Source organism: Paucibacter sp. KCTC 42545 (assembly GCF_001477625.1).
Lineage (GTDB): Bacteria > Pseudomonadota > Gammaproteobacteria > Burkholderiales > Burkholderiaceae_C > Paucibacter_A.
Map to the genome: position 1 here is coordinate 1,457,604 of NZ_CP013692.1, position 25,588 is coordinate 1,483,191.

Annotated in this window: 24 protein-coding genes and 2 tRNA genes; 17 read left to right on the forward strand and 9 right to left on the reverse strand. The window is 63.4% G+C overall.

Annotated elements, in window-relative coordinates; translation table 11 throughout:
- Positions 1-33: 33 nt before the first annotated feature.
- The 7 genes from AT984_RS06450 to AT984_RS06480 all read left to right on the forward strand — a co-directional run bounded on the left by AT984_RS06450 (position 34) and on the right by AT984_RS06480 (position 5,108).
- Entirely contained in the window at positions 34-936 is a 903-nt protein-coding gene (locus AT984_RS06450; RefSeq protein ID WP_058719391.1) for a LysR family transcriptional regulator, read from the forward strand.
- Positions 937-1,035: 99 nt separating this feature from the next.
- A complete protein-coding gene (locus tag AT984_RS06455) occupies positions 1,036-2,028 on the forward strand; it encodes a tetratricopeptide repeat protein (RefSeq protein WP_197418263.1) in 993 nt (330 codons plus the stop codon).
- 100 nt (positions 2,029-2,128) lie between these two features.
- Positions 2,129-2,959, forward strand: coding sequence for a prolipoprotein diacylglyceryl transferase (lgt, locus tag AT984_RS06460; RefSeq protein ID WP_058722131.1), 831 nt, complete (start codon positions 2,129-2,131; stop codon positions 2,957-2,959).
- A gap of 27 nt (positions 2,960-2,986) precedes the next feature.
- Positions 2,987-3,709, forward strand: coding sequence for a DNA polymerase III subunit epsilon (dnaQ, locus tag AT984_RS06465; RefSeq protein ID WP_058719393.1), 723 nt, complete (start codon positions 2,987-2,989; stop codon positions 3,707-3,709).
- A 95-nt stretch (positions 3,710-3,804) separates the two neighbouring features.
- Positions 3,805-3,879, forward strand: a tRNA-Val gene (locus tag AT984_RS06470).
- A 70-nt stretch (positions 3,880-3,949) separates the two neighbouring features.
- Positions 3,950-4,024 (forward strand) — tRNA-Val (locus tag AT984_RS06475).
- A gap of 214 nt (positions 4,025-4,238) precedes the next feature.
- Entirely contained in the window at positions 4,239-5,108 is an 870-nt protein-coding gene (locus AT984_RS06480) for an alpha/beta hydrolase (protein WP_058719394.1), read from the forward strand.
- A gap of 34 nt (positions 5,109-5,142) precedes the next feature.
- Here the strand turns inward: AT984_RS06480 and AT984_RS06485 are convergent, their stop codons facing one another.
- The 7 genes from AT984_RS06485 to AT984_RS06515 all read right to left on the reverse strand — a co-directional run bounded on the left by AT984_RS06485 (position 5,143) and on the right by AT984_RS06515 (position 12,429).
- Complete coding sequence (locus AT984_RS06485) at positions 5,143-5,772, reverse strand: YitT family protein (RefSeq protein WP_058719395.1); 630 nt, start codon at positions 5,770-5,772, stop codon at positions 5,143-5,145.
- Between the two features lie 7 nt (positions 5,773-5,779).
- Positions 5,780-5,989: a DUF2788 domain-containing protein gene (locus AT984_RS06490; protein ID WP_058719396.1), complete on the reverse strand. Its 210-nt coding sequence runs from the start codon at positions 5,987-5,989 to the stop codon at positions 5,780-5,782.
- A gap of 5 nt (positions 5,990-5,994) precedes the next feature.
- Entirely contained in the window at positions 5,995-6,786 is a 792-nt protein-coding gene (locus tag AT984_RS06495) for a DUF2189 domain-containing protein (RefSeq protein WP_231741555.1), read from the reverse strand.
- 146 nt (positions 6,787-6,932) lie between these two features.
- On the reverse strand, positions 6,933-7,994 hold the full coding sequence (gene mnmH, locus AT984_RS06500) for a tRNA 2-selenouridine(34) synthase MnmH (protein ID WP_058719397.1): 1,062 nt from the start codon (positions 7,992-7,994) through the stop codon (positions 6,933-6,935).
- 21 nt (positions 7,995-8,015) lie between these two features.
- Entirely contained in the window at positions 8,016-10,640 is a 2,625-nt protein-coding gene (locus AT984_RS06505) for a [protein-PII] uridylyltransferase (protein WP_058719398.1), read from the reverse strand.
- 4 nt (positions 10,641-10,644) lie between these two features.
- A complete protein-coding gene (gene map, locus AT984_RS06510; RefSeq protein WP_058719399.1) occupies positions 10,645-11,460 on the reverse strand; it encodes a type I methionyl aminopeptidase in 816 nt (271 codons plus the stop codon).
- Positions 11,461-11,604: 144 nt separating this feature from the next.
- Positions 11,605-12,429, reverse strand: a complete 825-nt coding sequence (locus AT984_RS06515) for an undecaprenyl-diphosphate phosphatase (protein WP_058719400.1) — start codon at positions 12,427-12,429, stop codon at positions 11,605-11,607.
- Positions 12,430-12,711: 282 nt separating this feature from the next.
- On the opposite strand from AT984_RS06515, the gene AT984_RS06520 reads away from it, so the two are divergent.
- The 9 genes from AT984_RS06520 to AT984_RS06560 all read left to right on the forward strand — a co-directional run bounded on the left by AT984_RS06520 (position 12,712) and on the right by AT984_RS06560 (position 22,470).
- Positions 12,712-13,431 (forward strand): TetR/AcrR family transcriptional regulator, encoded by a 720-nt coding sequence (locus tag AT984_RS06520; protein ID WP_082679831.1) that lies wholly within the window; start codon positions 12,712-12,714, stop codon positions 13,429-13,431.
- The gene (locus AT984_RS06525; RefSeq protein ID WP_058722133.1) at positions 13,428-14,627 is read left to right on the forward strand and encodes an efflux RND transporter periplasmic adaptor subunit; all 1,200 of its coding nucleotides are present in this window, start codon (positions 13,428-13,430) and stop codon (positions 14,625-14,627) included. Before AT984_RS06520 ends, AT984_RS06525 begins: the two co-directional genes overlap by 4 nt.
- Before the next feature lie 16 nt (positions 14,628-14,643).
- The gene (locus AT984_RS06530; RefSeq protein ID WP_058719401.1) at positions 14,644-17,787 is read left to right on the forward strand and encodes an efflux RND transporter permease subunit; all 3,144 of its coding nucleotides are present in this window, start codon (positions 14,644-14,646) and stop codon (positions 17,785-17,787) included.
- 49 nt (positions 17,788-17,836) lie between these two features.
- Positions 17,837-18,490, forward strand: a complete 654-nt coding sequence (locus AT984_RS06535; protein ID WP_058719402.1) for a protein-L-isoaspartate O-methyltransferase family protein — start codon at positions 17,837-17,839, stop codon at positions 18,488-18,490.
- 5 nt (positions 18,491-18,495) lie between these two features.
- On the forward strand, positions 18,496-18,831 hold the full coding sequence (locus AT984_RS06540) for a rhodanese-like domain-containing protein (RefSeq protein ID WP_058719403.1): 336 nt from the start codon (positions 18,496-18,498) through the stop codon (positions 18,829-18,831).
- Between the two features lie 38 nt (positions 18,832-18,869).
- A complete protein-coding gene (locus AT984_RS06545; protein WP_058719404.1) occupies positions 18,870-20,234 on the forward strand; it encodes a TolC family outer membrane protein in 1,365 nt (454 codons plus the stop codon).
- Between the two features lie 71 nt (positions 20,235-20,305).
- Positions 20,306-21,088 (forward strand): peroxide stress protein YaaA, encoded by a 783-nt coding sequence (yaaA, locus tag AT984_RS06550; RefSeq protein WP_058719405.1) that lies wholly within the window; start codon positions 20,306-20,308, stop codon positions 21,086-21,088.
- Positions 21,089-21,099: 11 nt separating this feature from the next.
- Positions 21,100-21,969 carry a 2OG-Fe(II) oxygenase gene (locus tag AT984_RS06555; RefSeq protein WP_058719406.1) on the forward strand — a complete coding sequence of 290 codons (870 nt, stop codon included), beginning with the start codon at positions 21,100-21,102 and terminating at the stop codon, positions 21,967-21,969.
- Between the two features lie 87 nt (positions 21,970-22,056).
- Positions 22,057-22,470, forward strand: a complete 414-nt coding sequence (locus AT984_RS06560) for a hypothetical protein (protein ID WP_058719407.1) — start codon at positions 22,057-22,059, stop codon at positions 22,468-22,470.
- 2 nt (positions 22,471-22,472) lie between these two features.
- Here AT984_RS06560 and AT984_RS06565 read toward each other — a convergent pair whose 3' ends face one another.
- Positions 22,473-22,946 (reverse strand): Lrp/AsnC family transcriptional regulator, encoded by a 474-nt coding sequence (locus tag AT984_RS06565; RefSeq protein WP_058719408.1) that lies wholly within the window; start codon positions 22,944-22,946, stop codon positions 22,473-22,475.
- 99 nt (positions 22,947-23,045) lie between these two features.
- On the opposite strand from AT984_RS06565, the gene ilvB reads away from it, so the two are divergent.
- Complete coding sequence (gene ilvB, locus AT984_RS06570; RefSeq protein WP_058719409.1) at positions 23,046-24,797, forward strand: biosynthetic-type acetolactate synthase large subunit; 1,752 nt, start codon at positions 23,046-23,048, stop codon at positions 24,795-24,797.
- Here ilvB and AT984_RS06575 read toward each other — a convergent pair.
- Positions 24,773-25,573 (reverse strand): GNAT family N-acetyltransferase, encoded by an 801-nt coding sequence (locus AT984_RS06575; RefSeq protein WP_197418264.1) that lies wholly within the window; start codon positions 25,571-25,573, stop codon positions 24,773-24,775. The genes ilvB and AT984_RS06575 overlap by 25 nt on opposite strands.
- Positions 25,574-25,588 lie beyond the last annotated feature (15 nt).

Below are 25,588 nucleotides of genomic sequence, written 5' to 3' on the forward strand. Positions count from 1 at the left end.
TATTCGCACTGAATCAATCTAACCTTCATATCAATGACCGACTTGCGCAGCCTGCGTCAATTTGTGGCCGTGGCCGAAGACCTGCACTTCGGCCGAGCCGCCCAGCGCCTGCACATGACCCAGCCGCCGCTGACCCAGGCGATCCAGAAGTTAGAGCAGTCGCTGGGCGTGCCGCTGCTGGCGCGCACCAGCCGCACCGTGGCCTTGACGCCGGCCGGTGCGGCCTTGCTGCCGCAGGCGCGGGCCTTGCTGGCGCAGGCCGAGGGCTTAGGGCCCTTGGTTCGCGCCGCGGCCAGCGGCAGCCGCGGCGAGCTCAAGCTGGGCTTTGTGTCGACCGTGGGTTATGGCGACTTCCCACGCTGGCTGCGCGGCTTTCGCGAGCGTTACCCAGACATTTCCTTGAGTCTGCGTGAGGCCACCCTGGATGTGCAGTTGCCCGACTTCGCAAACGGCGAGCTGGACGCGGGCTTCATCATTCACGCGCCCGGCGCATGCCCGCCGGGCTTTGAGCGCCTGAGCATCGCCAGCGAAGCCATGGTCTTGGCCGTCAGCACCGCTCAGCCCGAGGCCGCGGCACCCAGCTTGACGGCCGAGCAGGTACTGGCCTTGCCGTTGGTGATCTTTCCGCGCGCCATTGCACCCACCTTGTTTGATGCGGTGCTGGGCTTCTATCAAGCCCAAGGGCGGCAGCCGCGCATCGTGCAAGAGGCCATCCAGATGCAAACCATCGTCAATCTGGTGTCGGCCGGCATTGGCGCGGCCTGGGTGCCGGCCAGCGTGCAGGCTTTTGGCCGCGCCGGGGTGGCTTACAAAGCGGTGCAGGCCTTGGCACCCACTTGTGAGACCAGCCTGATCTGGCGGCGCGACTGCGCACCGACGGTGCAGCGCTTTGTCGAGCATATTGCGGGGCAAATTGCGCCCTCGACCGGCGTCTGATGCGGGCCGCCGATAATTAGGCCGTTCTCATTGCGGCCGCATGGCATCAAACCTTTGCACACAACCCATAAGTCTCAGCGCAGCCCCCGCTCATCCAAAGTGTCGCTGCGCATGCTGGGGGCAGGTCTTGCCCTGTTGCTGAACAGCCAGTTCGCACATGCTGTCGTGTTCAAAGAGCCGCAGTGGCAGCAACTGCTGGAGGCCGAAAAGTTCGAAGCGCTTGAGCAGGCGGCGCAGCAGCGGCTGGCTCAAACGCCGGATGACAGCCAGGCCCTGGCCGCCAAGGCCATTGCCGCCACCGCGGGCTATGACGCTCGCCAGTTGGACGCCGCCGCCAAGACCGCTCAGCAATGTGTGGAGCGCGCGCCGCGCGAGGCGGTTTGCCATCTGGCCCTGGCGCGGGTGCTGGGGCAGCAGGTGCTGATCGAGAGCAAGTTCAAGGCCCTGAGCCTCTTGCCCAAGGTGCGGGCCAGCCTGAGCACAGCCTTGGAGCTGGACCCCGAGCTGTTTGAAGCGCGCAGCAAGCTCGCTCAGATCTATTTGCTGATCCCGGAGTTTCTGGGGGGCAGCGTGGCCAAGGCGCGTGAGCTGGAAACCGCTATCCGCAGCAAACAGCCGGAGCAGGCGCGGCTGTTGCGCTCGCTCATCCAAGCGCGCCAAGACAAATGGGACGAGGCGGAACGCGAGTTGATGGCCGTGCGCGTCGGCAACGATGCGGCCTTGGCCGAAGATGTGCGCAATGCCTACGGCGAGCTGGGTCGGCATTGGATCAAGGACAAGCAGTTTGATCGCGTCAAGCGCATGTATGGCCAGCTGCAAAAAGACCAGCCCAAGCAGGCCGCCGCTTACTACTATCTGGCCCGCTTGGCCCAGGAGCTGGAGCAGCCCGCCGAGGCCATTCCGCTCTTTGAGCAAGCCAGCGGCTTGGCTGGCGCGGAAGGCTTGCCCATCGACCACCGTCTGGCCGACGCCTTGGTCGCGGTGGGGCAGATTGAGCCGGCCAAGCAGGCTTACCGCCGCTATCTGGCCAGCAAACGCGCCGAGCCCGGCCATTTGAAGGACGCCCGCAAGAGTTTGGGCGCCCTGGGCTAAGGCTATTTCACTGGCCTGAACATGTTTGAGCTTCCCGCCTCAGCGCTGGGCCAAGAAGCCGCCACACTATGATGCGCGGCTGATTTCAGAAGGATTTCCCATGTGGGTTCACCCCCAATTCGACCCCATCGCTCTCAAGCTCGGCCCACTCGCCATTCATTGGTATGGGCTGACGTATCTGGCCGCCTTTGGCATGTTCATCTGGCTGGCCAGCAAGCGCGTGTCGCAGCCGGAATGGGCCTCGCAAGGCTGGACCCGCCAGGACGTGGACGATTTGCTCTTCTTCGGCGTGCTGGGCGTGGTGCTGGGTGGGCGCCTGGGTTATGTCCTGTTCTACAAGCCTGACTACTACATCCACAACCTTGGCGAGGTGTTCGCGGTGTGGAAGGGCGGTATGGCCTTCCACGGCGGTTTGCTGGGCGTGATCGCGGCAATGGCGCTGTTTGCCAAGCTGCGCGGCCGCAGCTTCTTCCAGGTCACCGACCTGATTGCGCCTTGCGTGCCTACCGGGCTGGGAGCGGGACGCATCGGTAACTTCATCAACGGTGAGTTGTGGGGCAGGCCGGCCGACCCGAACCTGCCTTGGGCCATGGTCTATCCGCAATCGGGTTCGCCCCTGCCTTTGCACCCGTCGCCGCTTTATCAATTCATTGGCGAAGGCGTGTTGCTCTTCCTGCTCGTGTGGTTCTACGCCAAGAAGCCGCGGCTGACGGGCCAAGTCTCCGGCGTGTTCCTGATGGGCTATGGCGTGCAGCGCTTCGTCACCGAATACTTCCGCCAGCCAGACGACTTCCTGGGCCTGCGGGCCCTCAATCTGAGCCAGGGTCAATGGCTGTCTTTGCCCATGATTGTGGTGGGCCTGCTGATCTGGCTGTGGGCCAGCAAGCAGCGCCAGCCGCATTCGCAGCAAGCGGTGGCTAGCAAGACCTGACCCTCCGCCCAGTTACTTTCAAAAACTATGCGTCAAATCTTCTTCGACACCGAAACCACCGGCCTGCTGGCCGAGGGCGGTGACCGCGTCATTGAAATCGGCTGCGTTGAGATGATCAACCGTCAGCTGACCGGTAACAACCTGCACATCTACATCAACCCGCAACGCGCCAGCCATGAGGACGCCTTGCGTGTTCACGGCCTGACCGAGGCGTTTTTGTCCGACAAGCCACTGTTCGCGCAGATCGCACCCGAACTGCTGACGTTCTTGGCCGACGCGGAACTGGTGATTCACAACGCGCCCTTCGACATTGGCTTTATCAATGCGGAGTTGAAGCGTCTCAAGCTGGGCCCCATCACCGATGTGGTGGGCAGCGTGCGCGACACCTTGCTGATGGCGCGCGAGATGTTCCCCGGCAAGGCCAATTCGCTGGACGCCCTGTGCCGCCGCCTGGAAGTGGACAACTCCAACCGCAAGCTGCACGGCGCTTTGCTGGACGCGGAATTGCTGGCCGAGGTCTACATCCGCCTGACCCGCGGGCAAGACTCGCTGGTGATGGACGATGCGGGCGAGGGCAGTGGCGAAGACGGCGAATACCGTGTGGCTGCCGTGGACCTCAGCAGCTTCTCTTTGCCGGTGTTGTCGGCCAGCGATGAGGAGTTGCAAGCGCACGAGAAAGTGCTGCTGGAGCTGGACAAAGCCAGCGGCGGAAAACGGGTCTGGAAGAGTGCAGACGTAATTTCTGCATGAAATTCTCGCCAGGCTCAAAAAAGCATGGCATAATCGTGGGCTTCCCGGTTAGCAAATAACTCAAACGAGAAATTTGCTGCAGCGACGCAAATACCGGGCGGTTAGCTCAGTGGTAGAGCACTGCCTTCACACGGCAGGGGTCGCAGGTTCGAACCCTGCACCGCCCACCAGAATTGATGATTGGTCGACAACCGTATCGACTTCACTGTTCTAAAAGTTTTTGTCGCAGGCCCAAATACCGGGCGGTTAGCTCAGCGGTAGAGCACTGCCTTCACACGGCAGGGGTCGCAGGTTCGAACCCTGCACCGCCCACCAGAATCACCCCGTCAAGTCGTATGGCTTGGCGGGGTTTTTTCTTTGTGCCCTGCAAATCAATTTGGCGCTCGGTTGGCGCTCAATTGGCGTTCACTCGGGGATGCAGTTCGCTTGTAGCGGCTGCGCAAAACTTAGGGCATTTGTTGAGGCCGCAAGGCCCATGATTGGCGACACTGAAGCATCGTCGTTTGATGCGCTAGAAAGGCCTTTGCCCATGTCGTCCCGCTCGCCCGCCTGGTTGGATGCCCAGTACAACAACCGGGCACGCGTGAGCGATAGCGCCGTGCTGCTGGAGCGCTGGGCTAGCACTTCGCGCTTTGTGCGCGAGCAGATGGCTTGCAGCCTTGATCTAGCCTACGGGGCGGCGCCCAGCGAGCGCCTGGATGTGTTTCCGAGCGATGTCTCGCAAGCCCCGGTGCTGGTGATCTTGCATGGCGGCTGGTGGCGCGCTTTGGACAAGTCGGATATGTCGTTTCTGGCCAGCGCCTTCACCGAGGAAGGTGCGATGGTGGTCATCCCCAACTACGCGCTATGCCCTGAGGTCAGCATGGACCGCATCCCCTTGCAGCTGACTCAGGCCCTGGCCTGGGTCTGGCGCCATGCGGCGGACTATGGCGGCGACCCCAATCGCATCGTGCTGATCGGCCATTCGGCCGGAGGGCATTTGGCGGCCATGCTCAGTTGTTGCGACTGGAAGGCGGTGGCCTGTGATCTGCCGCGGCATTTGATCAAGGGAGCGATGTCGGTATCGGGCGTGCATGATCTTGAGCCGATTCGCAAGACGCCGTTTCTGCAGGCCGATTTGCGCCTCGACGCCGCGGCCGTGCGGCGCTTGAGCCCGGTGCATTTCCCGGCGCCCGAGGCGCCGTTCTACGCCGTGGTGGGTGCCGATGAAAGTGCTGAATTCAAGCGCCAGAATCGCTTGATCCGCCAGGCCTGGGGTGCGCGCGCGGTGCCGGTGTGCGAGGAGATTGCAGGCTGCAACCACTTCGACATCCTGCATGACTTGGCGGACCCGGCCGGCCGAAGCCATTTGCTGGCCCGGCGCCTCTTGGATCTGCGTTGGTACAGCCCTTTGCTCTGAGCGGCAGGCGGCCGCGAGAGTCTCAGCCTTAGCTTCAGACGGCGGTGTAGCGGCCCGGCCGGTGGTTCACGACCAAGGCGGCGTTGATGGCGGCCATGCCCAGCAAGGACAGGGCCACACGGCTGGGCGACACAAAGGCCAGTGAACTGAGCAAGATCAGCCCGTCCAGCGCGGCCTGCACATAGCCGGCTGGCCAGCCCTTTTTCTCTTGCAGATAGAGCACCAACACATTGAGCCCGCCCAGCGAAGCGCGGTGGCGAAACAGAATCAGCATGCCCGCGCCAATCAGCAAGCCCCCGGCGATGGCGGCGAAGATGGGATTGAGGAGGCTGAACTGCAGCCAGCGCGGCAAGATCTCACTCAGCACCGACATCAGCCCCACGGCCAGCACCGTTTTGACGGTGAAGGCCGGGCCCATGCGGTGATAGGCCAGCCAGTAGAAGGGCAGATTGATGGTGAAGAAGAGGGCGCCAAAAGGCAGACCCGAGGCGTAGTGAATCAGAAAGGCGATGCCCACCGTGCCGCCGGTCAACATGCCGACTTGCTTGAACAAGGCTACGCCCAGGGCGACGAACAAGGTGCCGGTGATCAGGGCCTGCACGTCCTCGAAATTGCTGTGCTTGAAACTGCGGCTGGCCGCGCGCAGTTTGTCGATGGGCTTCATGCCTTGTTCATCCGTTCATCCACCATTTGATGATGCCTTTGGCAATGAAGCCGATCATGCCGAAGCCCAGGGCCAGCAAGAGCACAAAGGTGCCGAAGCGCCCGGCCTTGGACTCGCGAGCCAGCTGCAGGATGATGAAAATCATATAGACCATGAAGGCGGTGACGCCCCAGGTCAGCCCGAACTGGGCGATTTGTTGCTCGGTGTATCCAAACATGGCGACTACTGCGCTTTCTTCACCAGGTCGCGGTAGGCATGCCAGCTGGCATGGCCCAACCAGGGTAGGACCACGATCAAACCCAGCATGGCCGAAGCCATGCCCAACAGGGTCAGCAGCATGATCAGGGCGGCCCACAAGGCCACGGGGGCCGGATATTCCATCACCACCCGCCAGCTGGTGAACACCGCGCCCAGGATGCTGACTTCACCGACCTTGCTGTCCAGCATCAGCGGCACCGCGATCATGGTGGAGGCAAACATGGGCGCGGCGAGCAAGGCACCCAGGCCCAGCCAGGCCTCAAACAGATGCGAGTCTTCATTCAGCACCACATGGCGCAAAAATTGATCGGGTGTGTTGATCGGGGCTTCGGCAAAACCGGTGATCAGGGCGGCCGAAGTGGTGACCCAGCCAATGCCGGCAAACGCCAGCAGCACGCCGAAGACAACCAAGCGGCCATCGCGCGGGCGCCAGGCTTCGATGACATGGGCCAGGCTGGGCTCGCGGCCCATCTCAAGATCACGACTGATCACATACAGGCCGGTAGCCAGAATGGGTGCCACCAGCAAAAAGCCGCTGAAGGCGCCGGCCAGCAACCAGAAACGATCGCGGGCCAGCCACAGAATCAGACCGCCCACCAGGGCCATCGCCAGGCCGTGCAGGAGCGAGGCGCCCGGGCAGCGCAGCAGATCTTGCCAGCCCCGCGCCAGCCAGCCCAGCGGCCGCAACAGGGGAATGGGCTTGACGCCAAACTGGCGTGATTGCTGCAGGGCTTTTTCGGTTTCGAGCATGGGCATGATGTGTCAGCGTGGATGATGCCGCGCAGCGCGCCAAAGCGGCTTGAGCAACATCAAGTCAGGTCCGGATCGGAAAAACTCTTCGCTGCATTATTGACCGCTGCTCGCCTCGGCGCCCTTGGGGTTTTGGCGGGATGCTGCGCGCCTCAACCTTGCAGCAATTGCGCGGCCGCTGCGTTCAGGCTGGCGCTCTCGCCATCGGCCAGATGCAAGCGTTGGGCTTGCGCCAGCTGGGGATAGTGGCCGCTGAGTGAGCGTTCGTAGCCGGGGTCGTAATGCTCGCGCATCAGCTCGGCGAAGACGCTGGCGAAGTCGCCGTCGCGAGCCAGGGCTTGCCAGCGCTCCACTTTCTGGCGGCCGCGCAGGGTCACTAGGCAGTCCATCAGTGCACAGAAGGCCTCGGGCTGCTGGATGAAATGGGCATAGTCCTGCAGCAGCAACTGCACTCTGGCCTCGTCGGGCATGTCGACCCAGAAAATCGTGGCGCTGGCACGCATGGCAGCGTGCAGGGGTTCGGGCAGGCGCAGCTGTCCGATCTTGCGGCTTTCGCTTTCCACGAAGATGGGCCGGCTCAGGTCCATGGACTTAAGGGCTTGCCACAACAGGGAGTCAAAGCGCTTCTGGCTGGGCTGGGGCTGGCCCGGCAGCGCGCCCAGCACCGAGCCACGGTGCAGGGCCAGGCCTTCCAGGTCCAACACCTGGCCGCCCTGGGCGCGCAGCGCCTGCAGCAAACGGGTTTTGCCCGTGCCGGTTCGGCCGCACAAAACGCGCAGCTGCAGGCCCAGCGGCATGGTTTCCAGGCCGGATCGCACTTCCGCACGGTAGGCCTTGTAGCCGCCCACCAATTGCAGGGACTTGAAGCCGATCTGGCCCAAGAACCAATGCATGGCGCCGGAGCGCTGGCCGCCGCGCCAGCAGTAGACCAGCGGGCGCCAATTGCGTTGCAAGTCCGCGCCGTGGGTGTCCAGATGCTTGGCGATATTGCGTGCCACCAAGGCGGCGCCGAGCTTGCGCGCTTCGAAAGGCGAGGCCTTGTAGAGCGTGCCGACGATGCGGCGCTCCTCATCACCCAGCACCGGCCAGTTGAGGGCGCCGGGCCAGTGATCCTCGGCAAACTCGGAAGGGCTGCGCACGTCGATGACGGCGTCGAATGCCTGTGGGGCGGCCAGGGCCTGCGCCGCGTCGATGACTTGTGGGCGTGGGCTCATGATTTCAATTTGGTCTTTGGCTTACTTGGGCAAGGCGATGGCGTCGAGCAATTCGCTCTCGATCTGCAACTGCGCGCGGTTGAGTTGCAGGGAGGGACCGTCGACCAGGAACGTGTCTTCGACCCGTTCGCCCAGCGTGGAAATCTTGGCCAGCTGCAAATTGATGCCATGGCGCGCCAGCACGCGGGCAATGGCATAGAGCAAGCCGGCGCGATCGGTGGTGCTGATGGACAGCAACCAGCGCTGCCCGCGCTCATCCGGCCGCAGCGCAATGCGCGGCGTGTAGGGGAAGCTCTTGACCCGGCGCGACAGGCGGCCCCGACGCGGCTCCGGCAAAGGCCCGGCCGCATTGAGGGTCTGGCTCAGCTTGGTTTCCACCAGCGAGACCAGATCGCGGTGATGCAGGTCAAGGTCCGGGCTGGCGACCTGGAAAGTGTCCAGCGCATAGCCATTGCGCGTGGTGTGCACCTTGGCGTCGAGGATATTGAAGCCGGCGCCGTCGAAGTAACCACATAGCCGGGCGAACAGATCGGGCCGGTCGGGCGAGTAGACCAACACCTGCAAGCCTTCGCCCACCGGTGAGGGTCGGGCGCTGACGATGGCCTGGCCCGCGCCCACATGGCGCCAGAGCGAGCGCGCATGCCAGGCCAGTTCGCTGGCTTCGTGGCGGGCAAAGTAGCTCAGCTCCAGCGTCTCCCACAGCGGGGCCTCGGTGCCGGGCAACATGCTGTGCAGGGCCAGGGCATTGCGGGCCTCATGTTTGCGGGCCTCGATTTCGGCATCGGCATTCGGCCGGGCGCCGCCCAGGGCGCGCAGGGTGACGCGGTAGAGGTCTTCCAGCAGCTTGCCCTTCCAGGCATTCCAGACCTTGGGGCTGGTGCCGCGGATATCGGCCACGGTGAGTAAATACAGGCCGGTGAGGTGGCGCTCATCTCGCATCTTGGCGGCGAAAGCGGCAATCACCTCGGGGTCGGACAGGTCTTCTTTTTGGGCCACACGGGAAAGCGTTAGGTGGTGTTGCACCATGAAGCAGACCAGCGCCGTATCGTCCTTGTTCAGGCCGTGGTCGCGGCAGAAGCGTTTGACCTCGACGGCGCCCAAGTCCGAATGATCGCCGCCACGGCCCTTGGCTACGTCGTGGAAAAGGGCGGCGATGTAGAGCAGCTCCGGCTTGTCCCACTGCGCGGCCAGGGCCGAGCAAAAGCTGTACTCATGCGCATGCTCGGGGATGAAGAAGCGCCGCACATTGCGCAGCACCATCAAGATGTGCTGATCCACCGTGTAGACGTGGAACAGGTCATGCTGCATCTGGCCGACGATGCGGCGGAACACCCACAAGTAGCGGCCCAGCACCGAGGTCTGGTTCATCAGCCGGAAGGCATGCGTTTGGCCCTCGGGCTGGCGCAGGATCTCCATGAAGGTGGCGCGGTTCACCGGGTCGCGGCGGAACTTGGCATCCATCAGCTCGCGGGCGTTGTAGAGCGCGCGCAGGGTGCGCGCCGACAAGCCCTTGATGCCAGGGGTTTGCTGATACAGCAAGAAGGTGCGCAAGATGGCGTGGGGCTGCTGCTGGTAGAGCTCGTCGCTGGCCACTTCCAGCATGCCGGCGCGGTCCAGGAATTCGGGCGTGATATTGCGCATCAGGCCTTGTTGCGAGCCATTGACCTGCTCTTCCAGATTCAGCAGAAGAATCTGGTTGAGTTGGCTGACGGCCTTGGCGGCCCAGTAGTAGCGCCGCATCAGCACCTCGGAGGCGCGCTGCGCCTTGCTGGCGGTGTAGCCAAAGCTCTCGGCCACGGCGGTCTGCAAATCGAACACCAGGCGGTCTTCGCGGCGGCCGGCAATCAGGTGCAGGCGGGCGCGGATCAGCTTGAGCAGGCCTTCGTTGCGCTGCAGCTGATGGCTTTCAAACTTGGTGATCAGGCCTTTGGCCGCCAGCTCCCGCCAAGTCTGCCCCAAGCCCGCGGCGCGGGCGATCCAGATCAGCACTTGCAAGTCGCGCAAGCCGCCGGGGCTTTCCTTGCAGTTGGGCTCCAGCGAGTAGGGCGTTTCCTCGTACTTGGTATGGCGCTGGCGCATTTCCAGCGTCTTGGCGCGCAGGAAGGCGCTGGCGTCCATGCTGGCCATCAGCTGCGCTTCCATCTGCTTGTGCAGGGCGCGGGCGCCGCAGAGCAAGCGTGACTCCAGCAAGGCGGTCTGCACCGTCACATCGGCGCCGGCTTCGATCAGGCATTCGTCCAGTGTGCGAACCGAGGAGCCAATCTCCAGGCCGGTGTCCCAGCATGCGGTGATGAAGGCTTCGATGCCGGACTTGATGGCGCCGCTGGTATGGGCCTCCACCCCATCGGGCAGCAGCACCAGCACATCCACGTCGGAATAGGGGAAGAGCTCGTCCCGCCCGTAGCCGCCCACCGCCACCAGCGCCGCGCCGGCCGGCATTTGCGCCGCGGCCCAGAGTAGCTGCAGATGCGCATCAACATGGCGCGCCAAGCGGCGCAGCAGCGTGGCCGATGCGGTCAGCGTGGGGCGGGCCTGGGCGAATTCGTCCAGCAAGGCCTTTTTGCCGGCCTTGAAACGTTGACGCAGGTCGCTCATATCGGCGCTGCTGAGTGGCGCAGCGAGCGCAGGCGCGGGCAGCTTGCCCATGGCCTCAGGTGCTGGTGGCGGTGATGAAGGCCGGCGGCGGCGGGCTACCGGCCGACAGGGTGAACACCTCGTAGCCGGTGTCGGTCACGATCAGCGTGTGTTCCCACTGGGCAGACAAGGAGCGATCCTTGGTCTTGATGGTCCAGCCGTCGTTGTGTTCTTTGATCTCGCGCCGGCCGAGGTTGATCATGGGCTCGATGGTGAACACCATGCCGGGCTCGAGTTGCACCAGGGTGCCGGGGCGGCCGTAGTGCAGCACTTGCGGTTCTTCGTGGAAGACCTGGCCGATGCCGTGGCCGCAGAACTCGCGCACCACGCTGAAGCCGGCGTTTTCGGCAAAGGTCTGGATGGCGTGGCCGATGTCGCCCAAGTAAGCGCCCGGCTTGACCTTGGCAATGCCCTTCCACATGGCTTCATAGGTGAAGGCGCACAGGCGCTTGGCGGCGATGGAGCCCTTGTCACCCACGACAAACATGCGGCTGGTGTCGCCGTGCCAGCCGTCCTTGATCACGGTGACGTCGATGTTGACGATGTCGCCATTCTTCAGCGCCCGATCATTCGGGATGCCGTGGCAGATCACATCGTTGACCGAGGTGCAGATGGACTTGGGGTAGGGGATATAGCCCGCGGGCGTGTAGTTCAGCGGCGCGGGAATGGCTTGCTGCACATTGACGATGTAGTCATGCGCCAGCTTGTCGAGTTGTTCGGTGGTGATGCCGGGTTGGACATGCGGTGTCAGCATGTCCAGCACTTCGGAAGCCAGGCGCCCGGCGATGCGCAGGGCGGTGATGTCGGAGCCGGTTTTGAGGGTGATCGTCATCCGGCGATTTTAGCCTTGGGTGTCAGGCTGATGCCGGGGCGGGCTTGAGTCACCCTCGCGTGGCGCGGACAAAGCCCCACGCCCGGCAGTTGCAGTCAGTCCTTGCAGCCTGAAGGGCTCAGGCTGCGATGACCTGGGGCGAAATCAATCCGCCCAAACCACCAGCCCGCTCCAGGCCGTGGCCAGCACGATCACGCCGAAGACGATGCGGTAATAGGCAAAGGGCACAAAGCTGTGGCTGGAGATATAGCGCAGCAACCAGCGCACGCAGACCCAGGCGCTCAGGAAGGAGAACAGCAGGCCGACGCTGAACATGGGCAGATCGGCCGTGCTCAGCAGGGCACGTTCCTTGTACAGGCTGTAGGCACCGGCGCCAATCAGGGTCGGGATGGCCAGGAAGAAGGAGAAATCAGTGGCCGCCTTGCGCGACAGGCCGATCAGCATGCCGCCGATGATGGTGGCGCCTGAGCGGCTGGTGCCGGGCACCATGGCCAGGCATTGCAGCATGCCCACTTTCAGGGCATCCAGCGGGCTCATATCGTCCACGTTCTCGACCCGCACCACTGCGCTTTGGCGGCGCTCGGCCCACAAGATGATGAAGCCGCCGATGATGAAGGTGCTCGCCACCACGGTGGGAGTAAACAGATGCGCCTTGATGGCCTTGCCGAACAGCAGGCCCAGCACCACGGCCGGGAAGAAACCGATGGCCACGTTTTTGGTGAAGCGGCGGGCGCGTGCGTCGGAGCCCAGGCCGGCGACGGTGTCGCGCAGACGCTGCCAGTACACCAGGATGACGGCAAAGATGGCGCCGGTTTGGATGGCGATGTCGAAGACCTTGCTCTTGGCGTCGTCAAAACCCAGCAGGGAGCCGGTCAAAATCAAATGGCCGGTGGAAGAAATCGGCAAGAACTCGGTCAGGCCTTCAACGATCCCCATGATCGCGGCCTTGATCAACAACACAGTATCCAACGCAAACTCCAGTTTCGAGGTGGGCGCGATGATAGCGTGCGCCTGTGTCAGCTCCCTTCCGCGTGGGCGCCGCTTGAATCGATCGTTTGGCTCCCGGCTGTGGCCCGCTAAGAGAAGAAGAGGCTGTGGTTTGAGGGCGCGCAAGGATTGACCCCGGCCGGGCCGGGCGAATACATTACTGACCGATCAGTCAATAACTCTGTGGCGTCTGGCTTGCCGGATTGTTTGTCCTGTTCGCTCGCTCGCTCACGGATTGATTCCTTCACCGCCGCACACCCGCTTTTGAACGCCGCCTCGTCTTCAGCATCGCCAACTGCCACGCCGCCGCGCCAGCGGCGTAAACAAGCGCGCCCGCAGGAATTGCTGGACGCGGCGCTGGCCTTGTTCGTCGAGCGCGGTTTTGCTGCCACGCGCAGCGAGGCGGTGGCGGCCCGAGCAGGGGTGTCCAAGGGCACGCTCTACCGCTACTACCCCAGCAAAGAAGAGCTGTTCAAGGCGGTGGTTCGCAACAGCCTCGCGATTCATATTGCCGACAGCGCCAGCCAAGTGGCCCTGCACACTGGCAGCAGCGCCGATTTGCTGCGCCGTGTCATGGGAGATTGGCTCTGCCAGGTCGGGCAGGGCGCTTTGGGCGGCATCTGCAAAATCATGCTGGCCGAGGCGGGCAACTTCCCCGAGTTGGCGCAGTTCTATATGGACGAGGTGATTTTGCCTACCCACCAGGTGCTGGGTGCCTTGCTGCGGCGCGGCATTGACCAAGGTGAGTTCCGCGCCGTGCCGGTGGATGAAACGGTCAATGTCTTGATCGGCCCCATGCTGCACATGATTTTGTTCAAACAGGCTTTTGGTCCGCATCAGTTGCAGGGCCCGAGCATCGACCCGCCGGCCGTGTTGGCCGTGCATCTGGATCTGCTCTTGCGCGGCCTGTGCCATCCGCAAGCGGCAGCCTCAAGTTCACTAACCCCACCGATCCCTCCGCTCACGAAAGAATGTTCTCGATGAAGACTTGGTTGAAGATTGCGCTGCCCTTGACGGTTCTGGTGGGCGCGGGTGTGGTGGGTGTCAATGTCATGAAATCCCGGCAGGCCGCTGCGGCGGCCTCGCAGGCTGCCGCCAAGCCCGCCCTCGGGCTGGAGTTGGCCGCCATCGATGTGCTGACGCTCAAGCGCCAGCGCTTCGTCAGCAGCTTGGATATCTCGGGCAATGTGCGCGCGCTGGAAAGCGCGGTGATCAAGGCCAAGGTCGCGGCCGAACTGGCCCAGCTGAGCGTGCGCGAGGGCGACACGGTGCGTGCCGGCCAATCCCTGGGCCAAATTGAGGCCACCGAACTGAACTGGCGCCTGCGCCAGGCCGAGCAGACGGCTGCCGCCAGCCGCTCGCAGCTCGATATTGCCAAGCGCACGCTGGAGAACAACCGGGCCCTGGTGGCCCAAGGCTTTATCTCGCCCACGGCCATGGAGCAAGCCGTGTCCAGTGAGGCGGGAGCCCAAGCGAACTTGATGGCCGCCATGGCGGCGGTGGAGCTGGCGCGCAAAGCCCAGGCCGATGCGCGTTTGATCGCCCCCATTTCTGGCCAGGTCTCGCAGCGCTTTGCGCAACCGGGTGAGCGCCTGGCCATTGATGCCAAGGTGCTGGAGATCGTCAATTTGAGTCAGCTCGAAATGGAAGCCACCTTGGCGCCCGAGTTCGCGGCTGCGGTGCGGGTGGGCGCCAAGGCGCGGCTGCAGGTGGAAGGCCTGGCGCAGGATGTGCAAGCGGTGGTGAGCCGCATCAGCCCGATGGCGCAGGCCGGTTCCCGCGCGGTTTTGGTTTATCTGAGCATCCCTGGTCAGCCGGGTTTGCGCCACGGCATGTTCGCGCGCGGCAAGCTTTTGCTGGACGAGCATGAGGCCTTGGTGCTGCCGCAATCGGCCTTGCGTCTGGAAAAAGCGCGGCCTTATGTGCTGAAGATTGACGGCGGCAAGGTTCAGGCGGTGACGGTGGATGTGGGCCCGGCGGGCGAGGTCGGCGGCAAGGCCGCGGTGGAAGTGCGTACGAGCGCGGGCCTGGGCTTGGTCGAAGGCAGCCAGGTGCTGGCCGGTACGGCTGGCCTGGTGGCCGATGGCACGCCGGTGACCTTGGCGACGGTGAATGCGGTTGTGAATGCGACGGCGCCAGCCGCTTCATCCGCCAAGCCAGCCTCCGGCGCACAGCGCTGAGCCGGGAGCACCGAGCATGTGGTTCACCCGCGTTTCAATTCAAAACCCCGTCATGGCCGTCATGGTCATGCTGGCCTTTGTGGTGCTGGGCTTGTTCAGCTATCAGCGCCTGTCCGTTGACCAGTTCCCCAATATCGACTTCCCCACCGTGGTGGTGCAGATGGACTATCCCGGCGCCTCGCCGGAGATTGTGGAGAGCGAAGTCACCAAGAAAGTGGAGGAGGCGGTCAACACGGTGGCGGGCATCAGTGCACTGACCTCGCGCTCTTACGAGGGCAGCTCGGTGGTCATCATCGAGTTCAATCTGGATGTGGATGGCCGCAAGGCCGCCGAAGACGTGCGTGAGAAGGTGGCGCTGATCCGGCCTTTGCTGCGTGACGAAGTCAAAGAGCCGCGCGTCTCGCGCTTTGACCCGCAAAGCACGCCCATCTTCAATGTGGCGGTGTTGAGTGATGGTGATCAGCACAGCACGCAAGAGCTGAGCACCTGGGCGCAGCAGGTCTTGCTCAAGCGCTTGGAGAATGTGCGCGGCGTCGGCTCGGTGAGCTTGGTGGGCGGCCTGCAGCGCCAGATCCAGGTACGTTTGCGGCCGCAGGCCATGGAGGCCATGGGCATCACCGTGGACCAAGTGCTGGCGGCGGTGAAGAGCGAGAACCAGGAACTGCCCATGGGCAATCTGCGTTCGCTCGAGAAAGAACAGGTGGTGCAGATCAATGCCCGCCTGAAGCGGCCCGAGGAGTTCAAGGACATCGTGGTGGCGCGCAAGAGCGGCGCCTCGGTCAAGCTCTGGCAAGTGGCCGATGTGGTGGACGGCCCGCAGGAAGTGGAAAGCCTGGCGCTTTACAACGGCCAGCGCACCGTCTTGCTGAGCGTGCAAAAGAGCCAGGGCGAGAACACCATCGAGGTGGTGGATGGCTTGTACGCCGCCCTGAAGAACGCGCAGACCAGCATGCCCCCAGGCATTCGCACGGAGGTCAATCGCGACAACTCGCGCGCCATTCGCGTCTCGGTGGCCAATGTGCAGCGCACCTTGTTCGAGGGCGCGGCGCTGACGGTCTTGATCGTCTTCTTGTTCCTCAACTCCTGGCGCTCCACCATCATCACGGGCCTGACCTTGCCGATTGCGCTGATCGGCACCTTCTTGTTCATGTACATCTTCGGCTTCACCATCAACAACATCACCATGATGGCCTTGAGCCTGTGCGTGGGCTTGTTGATTGACGATGCCATCGTGGTGCGCGAGAACATCGTGCGCCATGTGCAGATGGGCGCCTCACCCAAGCAGGCCGCGCTGGACGGCACGCAAGAGATTGGCCTGGCGGTGCTGGCCACCACCTTGTCCATCGTGGCGGTGTTCTTGCCCATCGGTTTCATGGGCGGCATCGTCGGCAAGTTCTTTCACGAGTTCGGCATCACCATCGTTGCGGCGGTGCTGATCTCGATGTTCGTCAGCTTCACCCTGGACCCGATGCTCTCCAGCGTCTGGCACGACCCGCAAGCGCATGGCGTGCACAAAGGCCCGCCGGTGACCTTGTACGACAGGACCCTGGGCCGCATCACTGGCGCCTTTGATCGCTTCACCGAATGGCTGTCGGCGGTTTACCAAACGGTCTTGGTCTGGTCCCTGCGCCACAAGGGCAAGACCTTGGCCATTGCCTTGGCCACCTTGCTGAGCAGCTGTGCCTTGTTGTCCGCCGTAGGCAAGGAGTTCGTGCCCAAGGCGGATATGTCCGAGACGCAGATCAACTTCTACACCCCCGTCGGCTCCGCCCTGGAAGTGACCGAGGCCCGCGCCAAGCAGATCGACCAGGCCCTGCGCCAGATGCCTGAGGTGCTCTACACCGTCACCACCATCAATAGCGGCTTTGCGGCCGGCAAGATCTACGGCGCCACCTATGTGCGCCTGCAGGATCGCAAGGACCGCAAGCTGAGCGTCAATGAGCTGGTCACGCCCATGCGCGAGAAGCTGGCGCGCATTCCCGGCATCACGGTCACCAATATCGGGCAGACCGATTTGGGTGGCGGCAAGAGCTTGCAGTTCTCCATTCAAGGGCCGGACCTGGGGGAGTTGGAGCGCATCTCCAAGCAGGTACAAGCCCGCTTGCTCAAGATCCCCGGCCTGGTGGATCTGGATACGACACTCAAACCGAACAAGCCCACCGTGTCGGTGGAGGTCAAGCGCGACGCGGCGGCCGATGTGGGGCTCAATGTCAACAGCCTGGCGAATAGCTTGCGCACCATGGTGGCCGGCACCACGGTGGGCAATTGGCGGGCGCCCGATGGCGAGAACTACGACGTGATCGTGCGGCTCGGCCCCGACAGTCGCGACGCCATTGCCGATCTGCAGCGCATGCCCATCAATGTGGCGGCCGCCTCCGACGGCACGCCGCGCGTGGTGCGCCTGAGTCAGGTGGCTGATGTGCGCCCCTCTACGGGTCCGAACCAGATCAACCGGCGCGATATGAACCGCGAGATCACCATCGACGCCAACGCCCTGGGCCGCAGCTCCGGTGAGATTTCGGCTGAGATCAAGCGCGTGCTGGACGACACCGCCTTCCCGCCTGGCTACCGCTACAGCTTTGGCGGCTCGACCAAGAATATGAACGAGTCCTTCGCCTACGCCGTGGGCGCGCTAGGCCTGGCCATCATCTTCATCTACATGATTCTGGCCAGCCAGTTCAAGAGCTTTTTGCAGCCGCTGGCCTTGATGAGTTCGCTGCCGCTGACCTTGATCGGCGTGGTGCTGGCGCTGCTGGCTTTCCGCTCGACGCTGAATATGTTCAGCATCATCGGCATCGTCATGTTGATGGGCTTGGTGACCAAGAACGCGATTTTGCTGATCGACTTCGCGATTCGATCGCGCCAGGGTGAGCATGCTTACGGGGTGGACGCCGAGCCCATGGGCCGCGAGGAGGCTTTGCTGCACGCCGCCAAGGTGCGGCTGCGGCCGATTTTGATGACCACGCTGGCCATGGTGTTCGGCATGGTGCCGCTGGCATTCGCGCTGAGCGAGGGCTCGGAGCAGCGCGCGCCGATGGGGCAGGCCGTGATCGGCGGGGTGATCACCTCGTCGCTGCTGACCCTGGTGGTGGTGCCGGTGATCTATTGCTATCTGGATGATTTGGCGAATTGGTTCAAGGCTAAGTTTGCGGGCCACTAAAATTGCCGCAGACCGACCGGACGATGATGTCCTTTGACGAGGAAATAAGATGAATATCGAACAAGCCCGCTTCAATATGATCGAACAGCAGATCCGCCCCTGGGATGTGCTGGACGCGGGCGTGCTGGCGCTTTTGGCCGTGGTTAAGCGCGAAGATTTCGTGCCTGCCGTCTACAAGACCATGGCCTTCATGGATACGGAAATCCCTCTGCCCGGTGGCCAGCAAATGCTGCCCCCGCGGGTTGAAGCCCGCTTGCTGCAGGCCCTGAATGTGGCGCGCCACGAGAAGGTGCTGGAAATCGGCACCGGCAGCGGCTTCATGGCCGCCTTGCTGGGCCACCGCGCCCAGCGCGTCTTCAGCCTGGAAAGCAATCCTGAGCTGGTGGCGCTGGCCAAAGAGAATCTGCGCCGCTCGGGCGTGCGCAATGTGGTGGTGCAGGCGCAAGACGGCCTTGCTGGCTTGCCTGGCGAAGCACCGTTCGACGCGATTTTGCTGTCGGGCTCGGTGGCTGAGGTGCCGGCCCAATTGTTGAATCAGCTCAAGGTTGGCGGCCGCCTGCTGGCCATCGTGGGCGACGCGCCGGTGATGCGCGCCACCCTGGTGACCCGCCAAGCCGACAAGCAGTTCAACAGCGTAGTCTTGTTCGACACTGCCGCGCCGCGCTTGCACGGTTTTGCCGAGCACAGCAGCTTCAGCTTCTGAGCTCGATGCAACAAATCGGCCCGCGCGAGGTGCTGGCAATGTGCCAAGCCGGCCCCGAGCTCAAACCGTTGCTGCTGGATGTGCGCGAGCCCTGGGAGGCCGCGCTGGCCAGCATCCGCCTTGATGGCATCAGTGCGAACCTGATGCCCATGGGGCAGGTGACGACGCGATTTGGCGAGCTGGACCCGGCGCAGCCCATCGTCTGTTATTGCCATCACGGGATGCGAAGTCTGCAAGTCGTCGCATTTTTGCAGCGCCAGGGCTTTGATTCCGTCTATAACCTCGCCGGCGGCATCGATGCATGGTCCCAAGACGTGGACCCGGCTGTGCCAAGATATTGATTACTTCAAGTTCAAACTCCAAGTTCATAAGGACGCCCATGTCTGACCGTCGTGCAATCCAATCGCGTTTCACCCCCTTGAACCGCCTGGGCCTGGCGCTGCTGCTGGCCTTTGGCTCGGCCGCTGGTGCTCAAGCGCAAAGCCTGCAGGAGTTGTACGACGCGGCGCGCGGCTTTGATGCCAGCTATCTGTCGGCTCGCGCTCAGGCCGATTCGGCCCAGTACAAGGCAGCTCAGGCCGAGGCGCTGGCTCGGCCCACCTTGGGCGTTGGCGTCGGCCCATCTGTGCAGCGCACCGAGCCCATCAACGGCGTCAACTACAACTCGCTGGTTGTGCAAGGCAGCTTGCAGGGCAAGTACGCGCTGTACAACCCCGCCAATGCCCGCACCATCGAGCAAGCCAAGCGTGGCCTCAGCGTGGCCGCAGCCGACTTGGAAGCTGCCGAGCAGGATTTGATCGTGCGCATGGCGCAGGCTTATTTCGATGTGCTGGCCGCCAAAGATGCCCTGGGCACCGCCAAGGCCTCCAAGGCAGCGATCGCCGAACAGCTGGCCTCGGCCAAGCGCAACTTCGAAGTCGGCACCGCCACCATCACCGACACCCGTGAAACCCAGGCTCGCTACGACTTGGCAACGGCCACTGAACTGGCCGCAGACAACGATCTGCGCGTCAAGGGTGTGACCCTGGACCAGCTGGTGGGCCGTGTTGGTGTGGTGCCCAAGCCCCTGGCCGTGCCGGTGGCCCTGCCGGCCGTGATGCCGGTGAATGTGGAGCCCTGGGTGAGCCAGGCCGATGAGTTGCACCCCGCCATTCGCAAGGCCAAGCTGGGCCTTGAAGTGGCCACGCTGGAAACCGCCAAGGCGCGCGCTGTAGATGGCGTGACGGTGGACATGAGCGGTGCCATCAATGTGCAGAACAGCAATAACAGTCTGAAGGACGCCACTGCTGCACGCGCCTTTGGCGAAGGCACGACGCGTTCGGCCAATGTGGGCTTGTCCATCAACTACCCGCTCTATTCGGGTGGCGCCAATCAGAACCGCATCAAGGAAACGCTGGCGCTGGAAGAGAAGTCACGCAATGACCTCGATTTCGCCCGCCGCAGCGTGTCCGAAGGCACTAAGCGCGCCTTCTTTGGCGTGCAGTCTCTGAGCGCCCAGGTCAAGGCGTACGAGGCGGCCGAGTCGTCCTCCAAGCTGGCCCTGGAAGCCACGCAACTGGGCTACAAGGTGGGCGTGCGCGTCAACCTGGATGTGTTGAATGCGCAGTTCCAGCTCTTCACCACCCAGCGTGATCTGGCCAAGGCGCGCTACGACGTCATCGTCAACGGCCTCAAGCTGCGTCAAGCCTCCGGGCAGCTGAGCGCTGCCGATATCAGCTCGGTGAACCAGCTGCTGGCCAAGTAAGCTCGTCTTTTTTGACGCCCCAAACCCGCTGCGGCGGGTTTGCTTGTTTTTGCTAAAGCGAAAATGTCTGCATGCTCTATTTGATCTCTCCCGCCAAGGCGCTCGATTATGAGACGCCGACCCCCGCGTCGGTTCAGGCCCTCAGCACCCAGCCGCAGTTTGTTCCGCAGTCCGAGGCCTTGATTCAAATCCTCAAGGCCAAGTCGGCCGCCGAGGTGGCGGCCTTGATGCATTTGTCCGAGGACCTGGCCACGCTCAATGTGGACCGTTATCAAAGCTGGGTGCCGCACTTTGATCATGCCAATAGCAAGCCGGCCGCCTTTGCCTTTGATGGCGATGTGTACGGCGGCCTCTCGGCCAAGACCATGAGCTTGGATGATCTGGCTTGGGCGCAGCAGCACCTGGCCATTCTCTCGGGGCTCTACGGGGTCTTGCGCCCGCTTGATCTGGTGCAGCCCTATCGCCTGGAAATGGGCGCGCGTCTGGCCAATCCGGCCGGTGCCAGCCTGTACAGCTTCTGGGGCGATGGCCTGGCCGAGCATCTGAATGCCCGGGCTGCGGCCGATGTGTCACCTGTCATCGTGAACCTGGCCTCGCAGGAATATTTCAAGGCCGCTGACCGCCGCTGCCTGCGCCCGCGCGTGATTGAATGTCAGTTCGAAGACTGGAAGAACGGCCAGTACAAAATCATCAGCTTTTTCGCCAAACGGGCGCGGGGCCTGATGGCGCGTTACGCCATTACTCAGCGGATTGATACGCCGGCCGGCTTGCAGGGCTTTGATGCCGAGGGCTATGCCTTTGAGCCCGAGTTGTCGACGCCCGAGCGTTTGTTATTCCGTCGCCGCGTGGATTGAAAGGACAGGGGATGTCGCAGCAATTGGTGACTGTGGAAGTGCGCCGCTGGATCGCAGTGCAGCTCAAAGAAGGCCATGGCCAGGACAAGGTGCTGGCGGCGATGCGTGCCAGCGGTTGGGATGCAGCGGTGGCCAATCAAGCCCTGCGCGAGGTCCTGGAGGCGCAGCAGCAATTGCCCGCCCTGAAGGCATTCACCGCGACCCAGCGCAACCTGCCACCCTCGGGTCGCCTGCCTGAGCCCGAGCTGAACAAAGGCGCCAACAGCTTGTGGGTGGAGGGGCATGAGGTCAAGGTTTTGCTGACCCTGGCGCAACCGCGGGTGGTGGTGTTTGGTGGCATCTTGTCCGATGCCGAATGCGATGCCTTGATCGCACAGGCCGAGCCCCGCCTGACGCGCTCAGAGACGGTGGCCGACGCCGCCAGTGGCAGCGAGGTCAACAGCGCCCGCACCAGCGACGGCATGTTCTTCCGGCGCGGTGAGGACGGCTTGATTGCGCGCGTCGAAGCCCGCATCGCCGCCTTGCTGAACTGGCCGGTGGAAAACGGCGAAGGCCTGCAAGTGCTGCACTACCGGCCCGGCGCCGAGTATCAGCCGCATTACGATTACTTCGACCCCGAGCATCCCGCCACGCCGGCGATTCTGGCCCGCGGCGGGCAGCGTGTTGGCACCCTGGTGATCTACCTCAACACGCCGCTGGCGGGGGGCGCCACGGTGTTTCCGGACATCCAGCTGGCCGTCTCGCCCGTCAAGGGCAATGCGGTGTTCTTCAGCTACGACCGGCCCGACGCCAGTACGCAAACTCTGCACGGCGGCGCGCCGGTGCTGGAAGGTGAGAAGTGGGTGGCAACCAAGTGGATGCGTGAAGGCGAGTTCATCTGATCGGGTCATGTTGACGCGCCACTAAAATCGCGCGCAGTGATGCCGTCACCTCCTCGATTTGGCATCTGAACCTATTGGAGTCCCTGGATGAAAAAATTGATGCTCTTGGCCCTGGTCAGCTTGGTGAGCAGTGTGGCCCTGGCGCAGCAAATTCCGCAGCAGTCTCAAGCCATTGCCGTGGACCAGCCGATGCCGCCCGCGGTGGCCGGTCGTGTCAGTCCTGAGCCTGCCGCGCAGGTACCTGCACCGGCACCTACAGCCAAGGCCAAGGCCAAAGCAAGCAGCAAGAAGGCCCGCGCCGACAAGAACGCCAAGTCTGGCCAGAAGGCGGCTAAGGGCAAGGCTGCCAGCGGCAAGAGTGCGGCCAAGGCCAAGTCTGGCAACAAGACCGCCAAAAAAGCGAGCAACAAGAGCCAGGCCAAGGCGGGGACCAAGTCCAGCGCCAAGGCAGGTGTTAAGTCCGGCGTCAAGGCCGCAGCCAAGACCAAGCGGACACACTGAGTTCAGCCACCACCCCCGGCGCGCAGCGGCAGCTGGCTCTGCTTGAGCTGGCGCAGCACAAAGCTCGATTTGCTGTGGCGTATGCCGGGGATTTGGTAGAGCCGCTCGCGCAGTAAGCGTTCGTAGTCGCGTGTGTCTGCCACCGCGATGCGCACGTAGTAGTCGTAGTCGCCCGAGACCAAAAAAGCTTCCAGCACTTCTGGAATTTGCTCCAGCGCGCGACCAAAGTCGGCCAAAGCTTGGTCCGAATGATTGTCCAGCGTGACCTGCACGATCACCGTGTCCGCCAGGCCAACCTTGGCCGCGTTCACGCGCACGGCATAGCCTTCAATCACCCCGTCTTCTTCCATGCGCTTGATGCGGCTCCAGCAGGGCGAACTGGTCAGGCCGACTTGGGCGCTGAGTTCTTGCAGGCTGATGCGGGCATCCTGCTGCAGCGCGCGCAGAATGGCAAAGTCGAATTTATCCAGTTTCATTCTGTGAAATGTCGAATTGGCAGGAGGATTTGCTGAAATTCGTTTTTATCACAAGAATTTCGAAAGCCTTTGCCGCCCGGCTTTGGGCACAGTGGAGGCATGAATCTCGCCTCTGAAACCCGCGCCGCCAATGGCGCCCAAGCCCTCATCGCCAGCCTGCTGAGCCTGGGGGTGGATACCGTGTTCGGCTACCCCGGTGGCGCTGTGCTGCCCCTTTATGACGCCTTGCATGGCGAGCCGCGCCTGCGCCACGTGCTGGTGCGCCATGAGCAGGCCGCTGTCCATGCGGCAGAGGGTTATGCGCGCAGCACCGGCCGGGTCGGCGTGGTGTTTGTGACCTCCGGCCCCGGCATGAGCAACACCACCACCGGCTTGCTGGACGCCTTGTGTGATTCGGTGCCGGTCTTGTGCGTCAGCGGGCAGGTCGCCACCACCGCCATCGGCACCGACGCCTTTCAGGAATGCGATGCCTTGGGCATCTCCAAGCCGGTGACCAAGTGGAATGTGCAGATCCGTGCGGCGGATGCGGTCGCCACCACCGTGGCACAAGCCTTCGCCTGTGCGGCCGGTAGGCGCCCTGGGCCGGTGCTGGTGGACTTTCCCAAAGACATCCAGCTAGCACCGCTGTCGCAGCCTTTTTGCGCGCCGCTGCCAAGGGCTGTGTCAGGCGATACGGCCTTAGCGCCAGCGCCCGAGCAAGTGGCTGCCGCCATTGCGCTGCTGCGTGCTGCGCGCCGCCCGGTGTTTTACGGCGGCGGGGGCTTGATCAACTCCGGAGACACCGCCTGCGCGGCCCTGGCACGCTTGCTGCGCCGCAGCGGGGCGCCTTGCACCTTGACGCTGATGGGCTTGGGCGCCTTCCCGGCCAGTGAGCCACAGTTCATCGGCATGCTGGGCATGCATGGCACGCTGGAGGCCAATCTGGCCATGCACCATGCCGACCTGATCATTTGCGTTGGCGCCCGATTTGATGATCGCGTGACCGGCCGCCTGGATCGCTTTTGTCCTGGCGCCAAGGTGATCCATCTGGACGTGGCGGCCACGCAGATCAACAAGGTGCGCCGGGCCGATGTGGCTTTGCTGGGTGATTGCGGCCTTAGTCTCGTGGCTCTGGAGGATGCCTGGGGTGAGGCGGAGGCAGCCGACCTGAGTTCATGGTGGGCGCAAATCGAGCACTGGCGCGCGGCCCGCTCGTTGCATTTTGATGAGTCCACTTGCGAGGGTCAGGTCTTGCCTCAGGCCTTGATGAGTCGCTTGCAGGCCGCTTTGAACGGCCGCGATGCCATCGTGTCCACCGATGTGGGCCAGCATCAGATGTGGGCGGCGCAATATCTTCAGTTCGAGCGGCCGCGGCGCTGGCTGACCTCAGGCGGCGCCGGCACCATGGGCTACGGCCTGCCCGCGGCCATCGGCGCGCAGGTGGCACATCCGGGCAAGCCGGTGGTGTGCGTCAGCGGTGACGCCTCGGTGCTGATGAATATTCAGGAGCTTTCCACCGCCGTGCAGCACCGCCTGCCGGTCAAGCTGGTGCTGTGCAATAACGGCCGCATGGGCATGGTGCGGCAATGGCAAGAGCTGATCCACGAGGGCCGCTACAGCCACAGCTACACCGAGGCCTTGCCTGACTTTGTCGCACTGGCCCAGGCTTTTGGCTGGCAGGCGCTGCGGGTGACGCGGCGCGAGGAGCTGGACGTGGCCTTGCTGCGCTGTCTGGACTCTGATGGCCCCTTCTTCCTGGACGTGCAAGTGGCAGCCGAGGAAAACTGTTTTCCGATGATTCCGGCCGGCGCCGGGCACGATCAGGTCTGGCTGGCCAAAGACCGGGCCTATTCGGCGCAGGCTTGGGTGTGAGCTTTTCGCAGCGGCCAGGTCATGCAGACGGGCGTGAAGCCTTGCGCCAGCAAAATCGGGTGGCTCATCGGTGCGGCGTCTACTGCCAGCCACTCGTAGCCGCGCTGGGCGGCGTCTCTGATGCGGACATCCAGCAGGGCAGAGAAGACGCCGCGCCCGCGCCAGGCAGGTAAGACGGCGCCGCCATGTAATTCGGCAAAGCGTGAGCCGGCGGGATAGTCGGTCCAGCCGCTGGCGATGGACTGGCCGTCGGCATAGGCGCAAAACAGGCTGATGGCTTCGGGCTGTTCTAGGCTAGTGGCCAATTTGGCCCGCAGCCATTCGAAGTCTCGGCCCCAGATTTGCGCTTGCACCTGCAAGATGTCATCCAGTTGTTCTGGCCTGCTGAGGCGCCGAATCTCCACCCCTGCTGGCAGCGCCCGCGCCGGTCGGCTGGCGCCGCGCAGGCTGTAAGTCATGAACACCTCGGGGTCATCGGCCAGAAAGCCTTGCGACTCCAGCATCTGCTTGAGATCAGTGGGCTGATCAAGCGCGTAGACCTTCCATTCAAAGTCTTGCTTGCGGGCCCGGAAAAACTCAATCTGCGCTTGGATCTGCGCTAACTCGTCGCCCGGGCTTAAGCGCGCGAAGCACAGCAGGGCTTCATGGTCCGCGGCCGCGCCCAAGGGGATGTGGCGGCGGAGATGGGGCAGGGCTTCAAGCGCGTAGCCCGGCAGGGGCAGGTCCTGCTGGTCGTGCACATAGGCCTCAAACAATCGTTGCGAATCAAGGCTCATGCGCATCCCTGCTTG

Coding starts and splice junctions, on each gene's coding strand:
- AT984_RS06450 (WP_058719391.1), top strand. CDS start 34: ATGACCGACTTGCGCAGCCTGCGTCAATTTGTGGCCGTGGCCGAAGAC.
- lgt (WP_058722131.1), top strand. CDS start 2,129: ATGTGGGTTCACCCCCAATTCGACCCCATCGCTCTCAAGCTCGGCCCA.
- dnaQ (WP_058719393.1), top strand. CDS start 2,987: ATGCGTCAAATCTTCTTCGACACCGAAACCACCGGCCTGCTGGCCGAG.
- AT984_RS06480 (WP_058719394.1), top strand. CDS start 4,239: ATGTCGTCCCGCTCGCCCGCCTGGTTGGATGCCCAGTACAACAACCGG.
- AT984_RS06485 (WP_058719395.1), bottom strand. CDS start 5,772: ATGAAGCCCATCGACAAACTGCGCGCGGCCAGCCGCAGTTTCAAGCAC.
- AT984_RS06490 (WP_058719396.1), bottom strand. CDS start 5,989: ATGTTTGGATACACCGAGCAACAAATCGCCCAGTTCGGGCTGACCTGG.
- AT984_RS06495 (WP_231741555.1), bottom strand. CDS start 6,786: ATGCCCATGCTCGAAACCGAAAAAGCCCTGCAGCAATCACGCCAGTTT.
- mnmH (WP_058719397.1), bottom strand. CDS start 7,994: ATGAGCCCACGCCCACAAGTCATCGACGCGGCGCAGGCCCTGGCCGCC.
- AT984_RS06505 (WP_058719398.1), bottom strand. CDS start 10,640: ATGGGCAAGCTGCCCGCGCCTGCGCTCGCTGCGCCACTCAGCAGCGCC.
- map (WP_058719399.1), bottom strand. CDS start 11,460: ATGACGATCACCCTCAAAACCGGCTCCGACATCACCGCCCTGCGCATC.
- AT984_RS06525 (WP_058722133.1), top strand. CDS start 13,428: ATGAAGACTTGGTTGAAGATTGCGCTGCCCTTGACGGTTCTGGTGGGC.
- AT984_RS06530 (WP_058719401.1), top strand. CDS start 14,644: ATGTGGTTCACCCGCGTTTCAATTCAAAACCCCGTCATGGCCGTCATG.
- AT984_RS06535 (WP_058719402.1), top strand. CDS start 17,837: ATGAATATCGAACAAGCCCGCTTCAATATGATCGAACAGCAGATCCGC.
- AT984_RS06540 (WP_058719403.1), top strand. CDS start 18,496: ATGCAACAAATCGGCCCGCGCGAGGTGCTGGCAATGTGCCAAGCCGGC.
- AT984_RS06545 (WP_058719404.1), top strand. CDS start 18,870: ATGTCTGACCGTCGTGCAATCCAATCGCGTTTCACCCCCTTGAACCGC.
- yaaA (WP_058719405.1), top strand. CDS start 20,306: ATGCTCTATTTGATCTCTCCCGCCAAGGCGCTCGATTATGAGACGCCG.
- AT984_RS06555 (WP_058719406.1), top strand. CDS start 21,100: ATGTCGCAGCAATTGGTGACTGTGGAAGTGCGCCGCTGGATCGCAGTG.
- AT984_RS06560 (WP_058719407.1), top strand. CDS start 22,057: ATGAAAAAATTGATGCTCTTGGCCCTGGTCAGCTTGGTGAGCAGTGTG.
- AT984_RS06565 (WP_058719408.1), bottom strand. CDS start 22,946: ATGAAACTGGATAAATTCGACTTTGCCATTCTGCGCGCGCTGCAGCAG.
- ilvB (WP_058719409.1), top strand. CDS start 23,046: ATGAATCTCGCCTCTGAAACCCGCGCCGCCAATGGCGCCCAAGCCCTC.
- AT984_RS06575 (WP_197418264.1), bottom strand. CDS start 25,573: ATGAGCCTTGATTCGCAACGATTGTTTGAGGCCTATGTGCACGACCAG.